Source organism: Calditrichota bacterium (assembly GCA_013152715.1).
In the GTDB taxonomy this organism is placed as follows: domain Bacteria; phylum Zhuqueibacterota; class Zhuqueibacteria; order Thermofontimicrobiales; family Thermofontimicrobiaceae; genus 4484-87.
In genome coordinates this window covers 1-7,708 of the sequence record JAADFU010000053.1, presented here as the reverse complement: position 1 = coordinate 7,708, position 7,708 = coordinate 1, and the positions used below count along the sequence as shown (strand labels likewise).

At 45.8% G+C, this 7,708-nt stretch carries 4 protein-coding genes and 1 pseudogene; all 5 read right to left on the bottom strand.

The window, feature by feature from the left end:
* Position 1: 1 nt before the first annotated feature.
* The 5 genes and pseudogenes from GXO74_04660 to GXO74_04640 all read right to left on the bottom strand — a co-directional run bounded on the left by GXO74_04660 (position 2) and on the right by GXO74_04640 (position 7,708).
* The gene (locus GXO74_04660; protein NOZ60950.1) at positions 2–2,113 is read right to left on the bottom strand and encodes a CHASE2 domain-containing protein; all 2,112 of its coding nucleotides are present in this window, start codon (positions 2,111–2,113) and stop codon (positions 2–4) included.
* Positions 2,114–2,196: 83 nt separating this feature from the next.
* Positions 2,197–4,743, bottom strand: a complete 2,547-nt coding sequence (locus tag GXO74_04655) for a hypothetical protein (protein ID NOZ60949.1) — start codon at positions 4,741–4,743, stop codon at positions 2,197–2,199.
* Between the two features lie 7 nt (positions 4,744–4,750).
* Positions 4,751–5,446: a FecR domain-containing protein gene (locus tag GXO74_04650; protein ID NOZ60948.1), complete on the bottom strand. Its 696-nt coding sequence runs from the start codon at positions 5,444–5,446 to the stop codon at positions 4,751–4,753.
* Positions 5,447–5,467: 21 nt separating this feature from the next.
* Positions 5,468–6,568 (bottom strand): hypothetical protein, encoded by a 1,101-nt coding sequence (locus GXO74_04645; GenBank protein NOZ60947.1) that lies wholly within the window; start codon positions 6,566–6,568, stop codon positions 5,468–5,470.
* Positions 6,569–7,182: 614 nt separating this feature from the next.
* Positions 7,183–7,708, bottom strand: a pseudogene (locus GXO74_04640) (alpha-L-fucosidase).

Sequence of the window (7,708 nt, the reverse complement as noted above, 5' to 3'; positions counted from 1 at the left end):
TTCACTTCACCGCAAACTCAAACACCCCATCCCAATCTTCGGCTGGCGGATGTTCGATGAATTCCAGACAACGCTGGGTATAAATTTGCGAGGGGCCGTCAGAAGGGAAATAGCGCAGCACCCGGGCGAATTCGCTCAACGCGCGCGCCCATTTTCTCTGGCGAAAATATTGCAAGCCGCGGGTATAAACTCCAATAATCAGCTCTTTCTCGATATTTGGTAAGTGTCCCATACCGCGCAATTCGTAAATTCTCACGGGTTTTTTCTTGCCTTTCACGCGCACGTTGTCCAGTTCCCGGACAATGGCTTTTCCTTTCACCTGTCGATATGTGGACTCGGAAATGATGATTGTTGTTTTGTATTGTTTGTTCGCTCCTTCAAGGCGGGCGCCTAAATTTACCTCGTCACCGATCACAGTATAATCAAAAAGCTGAATCGAGCCCAGATTGCCGACAATCACTTTCCCGGTATTGATACCGATGCCAATTTGAAAATAGTCCATCTCCCTTTGGGACCATTTTTTCTGCAAATGCCGCAATCGCGCCAGCATCTCCAGCGCAGTGAGGCAGGCTTTTTCCGCATGATTTTTGAAATAATAGGGCGCGCCGTAAAGCGCCATGATTTCGTCGCCGACAAATTTGTCCAGCGTACCGTTGTTTTTGAAAATCACGTCCACCATGGAGCTCAAATATTCAGTCAGACGTTGCACCACAACTTCGGGTGCATATTTTTCGCTGAAAGTCGTGAAAGACCGAATATCAGAAAAAAGAACAGTTAACTCCTTTCGTTCGCCGCCGAATTTGGGCAGTTCGCCGGAGTTGAGCATGGAATCTACCACGCTGCGCGCCACGTATTGCTGAAAAGTTTTTCGGTAGCGGCTCTTTTCCTGCTGTTCCATGAAAACGGCGTAGGCAGTATTTGTCACGTATCCTAAAACAAAACTGGCCACAGGGAACACAAACGGCAGCCAGAAATCCCAATGAATAAAAAGGTAGATGCACAAAAAGAAATAAAGCACAACCACCGCCAGCGACAGCGCCAGTCCGTACACCGGTTTCAATTTCATCGCCACCAGATACACCAGCGCGCCGAGAAAAAATATGACAAATGCCACCAGCCACGCGCTCGCAGGACGGATAAATTCGCCCGACAAAATCGTGCGCAAGGCGTTGGCATGCATTTCCACGCCCGGCATGAGTTGTTTGCTGCCTTGGTAATCGAAAAACGGCGTTAACTTATTGTCCTGCAATTCTTCCGCCGATGCGCCAATGAAGACAATTTTGTCTTTGAAAATTTCATAGTCTTTGTAATCCTCAAAGACATCCGTATCTTCGCGCGCATCCGGCAATTGAAAACGGCGGTCGTCTAACACATTCGCCAGCGAATAAGTGGGAAAATTTCCGGCAGGCCCGGCGAAATGAATGAGCATGGTGTCAAATTCATATTTCGGGATTTCAAATTTGCCAATTTTCAGAACATCGTGATCGTCAACGCGAATCTGTTTCAACGGTGGGTTTTGCATTTTGCGCAATGCTTCGATGGCAAGAGGGAAATAAATTTGTCCGTGAACATTCTGGAATAAATTGTAGCGGCGAATGAAACCGTCTTCATCGAGGTAAACATTGGCGTAAGCCCAGGAAGCGCCGGCGTCGAGGAATGTTTTCAATGGTTTCAGCGGATAGCGATTGAGCGTATTGTGCGAACCATATTCGGCAACAATTTTTCCCGCCAGAATTACATTGGGATGTCGCCGAATCGCGTCCGCCAGCGTCATATCATCCATCGGGTCAATTGTGGAAGGCTCGGTAAACTCGATATCCAGCACAATCAACGCCGCGCCTGCCTGGGCGAGATTTTCAATTGCCCGGGCAAAATAGCGGCGCGGAAAAGGCCATTTATGCTTGAGGCTGACAAAACTCTGATCGTCCACAGTGACCAGCACAATGCCGGAATTGTCCACGGGGACGTCGCCTTTGAGCCGAAAACGAAAATCATAAGTTTTCAGCTCGGCTCCCTGGAAAACTCCCAACAACTGCAGAAGAATCGATAAAAAAATCGCTCCCAACACACTGCAGCAACCAATCACCCAACGATTTCTTATTTTTTTCTTCATAATATTTTAGACAGAATCGATTTAACATAAGAAAAAATTCAACTTTCACGCCCCAATATCAGGCAGCCACTTTTTGCAATATTTTAATAACGCATTTGGTAGCGAACGCGCAGCAACCGGTTTTTGTAATTTCCCACCACCTTGTCATTGAAATTGATGAAATTGAAATCCCAGACGAATTCGTGATTTTGATAAAATTTGTAACTTCCGCCAAGTTTGAATGACGAACGCTGGTAGTCCGTGTATTTCATTTCCACCGGCTGGAGTAGTGGGTTCCCCATTTCGTCCACGTAGCTCAAGTACGTCCCTTCAGCGCTCGTTTTCGACCAACCGGCTCTCAATTTCAGTTTTCCGTCGAGCAACGAATAAATTCCACTGGCACCGAACATTTGATATTGAAATCCATTCAAGCCTTCACCGGCATCATTTTTATTTGTCGCGAAAGATAACACCGTCGTCAGCGGCACCTGATAATTGGTGCGCAGAGAAAACATCTGCACATTATTTGTCAAATTGGAAGCGCGGCGATCAAATCCGTCCATGCGGTCGTTGGCAATGCGGCTGAAATTGAGTTGGTGCGCCAATCCCAGAAAAGAGATGTCGTAGCCGATTTGCAAGGAAATGTCGCGATTCTGATAATTGACGGCAGACATGGTCACTGTCGTGTCCAGACCATTGTTGCGATCGTACCGTTTCCAACTCATGCTCACGCGCGGCAGAAAAGTTTGGCTCGGGAAATAGGAAAACCCCACACTGAAAGAGCCGTAGTCATTGGGTTCCGTCGCCGGATCGCCGTCATCTTTGGCGGAGATTCCTTCGAGAAAATTTTCATACCCCAAATTGAGATAAAACTGATTTTTGAACAAACGAATTCTGTCGTAAAGAGAAAATCCGCGCACATCTTTTCTCAAGAAACTATTTGCCAGCGAGTTGTATTCGGAGCCGATGGATTTGTAAATGGCTGTAATATTATGACCAAAATAATTAAATCTAAAACTCGTCTGATACGCCAGCGAAGTCATTTTTGACGGATCAATGGGGATGAGCGAGGTATTCAAAACAAAATATTTTTCGTAATCCGCCGGGTCAAAGGGAATTTCGCTGATGGTCGTATCAAATTCCGCTTTGGAAATCGAGCCGGTGGAGATGTCATTCGCCAGCAAGCTGAACGCCGCACTCGCTTTCAATTCGATACGATGTTTGTCAAAGGCAATGAGCAAATCGGGACCCACGACGATGTTATCTTTCGGTTGAGTGCTATTGTGAACGGAATTGATATCGTCTTTCACTTTTACCAGATTGATGCCAAATTGGAAATTTTCTCCTTTTCCGAAACTAGGACGAAAAGCAATTAAATTTTGCGCGTAAGTTCCGTAGTGATAAACACCCGTAGTGCTAACAATCGTGTCGCCAGTAGCGGGATTGATGAATTTGTAAGGATTTCCCGGAACAGGATCAAAAATATCGCTGTAGCCGATTCCTTCAACCTTGCGGTTCGTCTGCCCCATGGCAAATTCAAAATTAAAAAAGCCGAATCGCAAATAGGCTTCCACGCCGCGTACGCGTCTGCCCCAGAGCATGAGTTCATTCCAGCGCGGTGACGTGTCGCCTAATTTCACGCCAATCCATTTGGTGCCTGCTTCAAAAAAGAAACGATTTCGCGGCTGGAATTCTGGTTTGTCGCGCGAGGTGATGAACACGTTTCCGCGAAAACGAAGAGAGCCATAGGCGCCGCGAATCGACCCGCCAATATTGCTTGTCGTCAGCGTGCTGTCGATGACTTTTTCGTCGCGATATTCAGCGTAAAAATTTCCTGAATAGGCTTTCTTTTTTTCGCCTACAAATGCCTGCTCCTCTCTTTTTTTCATCACATAAAAGCGCCAGGAAACCGGCTCCAGATTTTTCCCCTGTTTATCTTTCAATTGTAGAACAACCTGATGCGCTCCCGGGGAAAGTCTGCCCGGCAGAACGGAAACGACGTACTCGGAAATTTCCGCCGAAGCAGTGAGATCAACGCCGTCGACCGTGATCGTAGTTGCTTTTGTATTCAGAGTGTCGGTGTTTCCCAGCACCGACGCCGCAATGACAATATCGTCCGACGCCACAGAAGTTTCCGGTTCCGGGCTGAGAATAACGACTTCGAGACCGGCAGATTGCAAGGGTATCTTCGTCGACCCTGCTACTTTTTCTGAAGTTTTCTCTCGCTGAACCGCAGCCACAGGCTTCGGCTGTGGCGGAGAAACGATCACTTCGTATGGCGCGTAATAGGGATTTGACTCCGGACTTTTGAACATGGAGTGATCGGTCAGCAACGCTAAAATAAAATATTCCACCCCCGGTGATTTCACTACGGCCGCCGGAATCTCCCCGACCCAATTATCGACTCCCTGGTCCATCTCAATGTACTGATAGTCTGCATCGCCCTTAGTGCGAAAAAATATCCGAATGTATTCCACAGTAACGCCAGGATCTTCAATTTTAGCCGATAATTGAATTGGCTGATTCTCCACGGCATTTCTCACCGGAAAATGAACCAATCCACCCTGTGAGGAAAACGTCACTGTCGCGCAAAGCAACAAGAATATGATCGTTGGTAAAAAAAGCACCTGTCTGGATTGTGTTTCTGTCATCTCATCCTCATGATTTTTTCTTGTATTTGATGCGGAGAGTTTTGCTGTTTCCATCGTCGTCTTTAAATTCCAATTTCAGTTCCTGATCATTCTCATCGCCTCCGCCCCAATCTGGCTTTTGATCATCGGGAGTGTCGTATTTTATTGGTTTGCCGTTTTTGGTTAGTTTTCCGCTCTCGCCGGCTCGCACCAAAATTTTGCCGAGTTCATTCATTAATTCCACGATTCCTTCAACTGCAATAATTGTGGTCGAGCCGTCTTCGCCGACAACGCCGTAAAATTCCGTACCCTTGACTGCCGCAATTCCCGACGGCGTTTCCACGACAAATTTGGCGCGCTGCTTGCTCACTTTGATCCAGAATTTCCCCAGCGAACAGAGCACACGTTTGGTAATGGAATTTTTTTCCCTCTTTCCGCGAATGGCGACCATAGATTTGTCGCGAATTTTGATCAAACTTTTGTCGTCAGTGAACATGATCGCTGCCAGCGAATTGTCCGCGGTTTTAATGATATCGCCGGAATCCAGCCGCACGCCGCGTTTGCCGTAGTACCATTTTTTTGTTATTACTTTTTTCACGCGCACGTCGCCGCTGGTTTTCAGAACGATTGCCACGTCTTTGGTGATTTGCGCCTGAGCGGGAATGTTAAAAATTATCGCCCAAAACAATATTGTCAGGAGGAATTCCTTGCTGTACGTTTTCATTATTGCTTTCTCCCCATCAAATTATTCAATTGCAAAGTCAGCGATCTTGATTTTTCCCTGCAGGAGATCATTCAATAAATTTGTCAAATCCTGCAAAGAAACGGTGTTTCCGTCGAGGAGCGCCGATCCTGTAAATTGGTAGCCTTCCAAAGGCCCACCTTCGCCGAAAAGCGCGGCGAAAGTTTGCGAATCAAACATCGATTGCAGCAGTGACATCAACTGCCGGTGTTCGGCAGAAGAACTGCCTCCGCTCATATCAGCCACGCGGAAACCCCAGATTTCGCTCTCCAATCTGGTTTCTCCGCCAGAAGAAGGGATCAGCGCCACAACCTGCCAGAAATAAGTCTTTCCTTCAACTAATTCCCAGGCATCTGGCGGATACTGATAAAATTTTTGGTTTTCAACAATCCTCTGCAACCGAGGCTCATTTCTCATCACATCCTGGGGGTCGGTATTGCTTGGCAACTTTCCGCACACCGTGATCTCAAATTTCGAGGCGTCAGAATCCCATTGAAAGAACGGCATCTTTGTGAAAATTTCCGGAACTTCTCCTCTGTCTGCCGGCGCGCCAGGAGACACCAGATCCAACAATGTGGGCGCACCAAAAGAAAGACTTTTGCTGTCCTCTGCTACCAGACTGTGATCCTGTGCATTGTAAATTCGCACATAAAATAAATAAACGCCAGACGGCAATTTTCCCGTTGCCAGAATTGCATCTGTCAGCCCACTGGTCGCGTCGGTGATGTCAATATTTTGTAGTGAGTAGTCCATTCCCTCGGCGAAAATATTCTGATTAGTCAGATAAATTCTTCCGGGACTGCCCGGCGCTCCGGCAGTAATCGGGAACGGCTTTGTCTCTCCGTCGATGAGCACCTCGTCCCCGCGACGGATTCCGAAATTGAGGACAATGTCTTTCTGTGTTGGATATGTGTTTTCAATTGTCAGTGCAAAGAGAAGCGGCGCGTGAGTCACATCGGTTAGTCCTAAATCGCTCAGATACATGATTCCGCCGTCCGGAAGATACGTTTCCAGCGTAACCTGAATATTGCCCTGTGCAAAAGCCGAAAAACTCAGCAGGAAAATAGCGAGTAAAAATAACTTGAAAAAATGCTTGTATTTCATGATGAACCTCATGGTTGTTCGACATCAGATGCTGTGATATTTTGCTATCGGCCTAATTTGATTAATTTTAAGCAATTTTAATGCCAGCTAAAATTCTCAGAAATTTAATTACCTCGCTTATGTCCCCCAATTTTCTCAATTTGATTTTTAATATACCCATTTGTTTTTATTTAAGATACTCTTAAATTTATCTTATCATATTGATTTTATTTTTATTACCACATCTTTTAGAAAATTTACCGAGAAATGCTCTGAAATTATTTGTTCCAGCATGTCATTTTCCGGTTCAATGTTTCAGAGAAGCACACTATTTTGAAATGACATTTTTCATGCGCACAGAATGTGAAATTCAATTTACAAAATAGTAAACCGGCAAAATGAAGCCCGTTTCTCCATTTGACAATTTAGGCTTTTTCCTTTAAATCCCAGTGCCTTGCATCACATTTTTATTATTTTTTATTAATTATAAAATGGTTAGCATAAACTTCTTTTCATCTAATTGTTTTTTATGGATTAAATACAATTCTTTGCTTTTGTGATCAAAAAATCGCAGCCATAGGTTGATAAAATTTGGAATTAGTGATTTGGGGTGGAGAATTTAATCGAATTGGGAGCTAAATCAAGAAGAGTTCAATCACAGGAATGGTCACCCGTGGTTTTTGAACGGGGAGTTCCAAAATGAGTGTGTCCGAAGGGATTTGCTCATCAATGACCGAAGATTTTTTGGGTTTTCCCAAAATAACTTCAGAGCCGTCATGCAAAAGCTGGGCAGGGCATATTTCACCTTTCCGGCAAAGCCGTCAAGATACAGTTTGCCCATGGGCCAATCCAACACATGAACGTAAATTCGATTTGTTTCCGGTTGAAAAGTCAATAAACAATTTTCCGGCTGGCGAAATTCTTCCGGCGCCTCGGTGCAGCCGTAAATAGCACGACTGTGTAACCGCATCCACTCACCGATTCCGTTCAACCGTTCTAACGCCCGATCGTCAAAAGTGCCCCGCGCTGTGGGACCGACATTCAAAAGCAAATTTCCGCCTTTACTGACAGTCTCGATCAGCAACACCAACAATTGCTTGAGGCTCTTCCAGCTCGTCTCGTCGCGATGATAGCCCCAAGATCCGGAAAATGTCTGGCAAG

Excerpts from the sequence above, each read along its gene's own strand:
- GXO74_04660 (NOZ60950.1), bottom strand. The coding sequence starts at position 2,113 with ATGAAGAAAAAAATAAGAAATCGTTGGGTGATTGGTTGCTGCAGTGTG.
- GXO74_04655 (NOZ60949.1), bottom strand. The coding sequence starts at position 4,743 with ATGACAGAAACACAATCCAGACAGGTGCTTTTTTTACCAACGATCATA.
- GXO74_04650 (NOZ60948.1), bottom strand. The coding sequence starts at position 5,446 with ATGAAAACGTACAGCAAGGAATTCCTCCTGACAATATTGTTTTGGGCG.
- GXO74_04645 (NOZ60947.1), bottom strand. The coding sequence starts at position 6,568 with ATGAAATACAAGCATTTTTTCAAGTTATTTTTACTCGCTATTTTCCTG.